Annotated in this window: 2 protein-coding genes; both read left to right on the plus strand. The window is 61.5% G+C overall.

From position 1 onward, the window contains the following. A partial coding sequence (locus tag IMZ11_RS42300; protein ID WP_228649167.1) for a hypothetical protein occupies positions 1–182 on the plus strand: 182 nt, incomplete at its 5' end. After that, positions 179–1,295, plus strand: a 1,117-nt coding sequence (locus tag IMZ11_RS42305; protein WP_228649169.1) for a hypothetical protein, incomplete at its 3' end; no start/stop codon positions are given. The genes IMZ11_RS42300 and IMZ11_RS42305, both read left to right, overlap by 4 nt.

Raw genomic sequence — 1,295 nt, forward strand, 5'->3', positions numbered from 1 at the left:
TCCACAACCCGCTGCTGACACTGCAACGCCTACTTGGGCACGCAAGTCCGTCCACGACAATGGTCTACCTCCGCTATGTCGACGAGTCAGATGAGTTGATTCAACGTGCGTTCGAATCCTGGAACGACAACACCATGGACTACGCCACCTACGCGTTGGACGAACTGGAGGCGGAACGGTGAATGCTGCTGACGCTGAAGAGCGTGTGGTGATCTTCCCGCCCGGCGGGCCGATCAGGTCGGCGCGCATCGACCCAAGCAAGTACGGCGCTACACGACTTGTCGCCGAGTTAGCCGACGCCTGGAAGGAAGCCGCCGAACACCTCGATTTGACGCCTGGCACCCTCGCCCGTCAAGCAGGTGTCATCAGACGGGCTGCCGAGTTCTTCACCGAGGACTCCGACAGATTCCTCACCCTGTCCGGAGACGGTGCACAGGTGGCGCGGCGACTGCATGACTGGGAATCGGCCATGGTGCTGCGCTTCCCACCACCCAGCGTGCACGCAAAAGACCTCGGCATGGAACTGCGTAATCACGTCGCCCGATACCTCCAAACGAATGGCATCTTTGACGGTGTCCTCGCCGATTGGGCCAACGGGTGGGTTCTTGACGGCAGTGCATGGGAAGGCTTGCCACTCGACGAGTTCAGCAACGACGAACGGCTACAACTTGAGCAGACATGCCGAACGATCGTGCGCGACACCGAAGAACGACTCGCACGCGGTAACACCCTGCTGAAAGCCGGGAAAGATCCCCGCCGCCACGGCTGGGACCGAGTGGAGAACCTTCTGTGGGCTCTTCGGAACCTGCCCTACGACGAATCGTTCCAGGTTCACCTGTCTGGGCCGCAGCGGGCACTGAATGGATGTGACGTCGACCAAGAGTCAGGATTCAACCGGGACGCGCGATTGCAGGCCCGCTCGCTGACAACAGCCGTGGGGGCATATCTCACGCCAGAGGACGAGTACCTGCTCGCCATTAGAGTGCTGCTCCACCTACAAACAGGATGGGCACCAGAAGAAAGCTGTCGGCTCCTGCGCAGCGACGTCGAGTTCGACGAGTCCTCAGTCCGCGTCCGAGTGACCAAGCTACGGGCCCAACGAATCCGGTGGCATACCCTGCCCTCGACACAACAGCAGCCCTGGGGATGGAAGGCTGGCGATCTCATTCGGCGCGCCGCACAAGCCATGCAGCACGCACATGCGCTTAGCCCGAACGAGCCGCTCTTCTGGACGACAGGCATTGCCCGAGTGCGGGACCGACGCGATAACGAGTACCCCGCGCACGTCATTCGAG

This window comes from Microtetraspora sp. AC03309 (assembly GCF_020826795.1).
In the GTDB taxonomy this organism is placed as follows: domain Bacteria; phylum Actinomycetota; class Actinomycetes; order Streptosporangiales; family Streptosporangiaceae; genus Microtetraspora; species Microtetraspora glauca.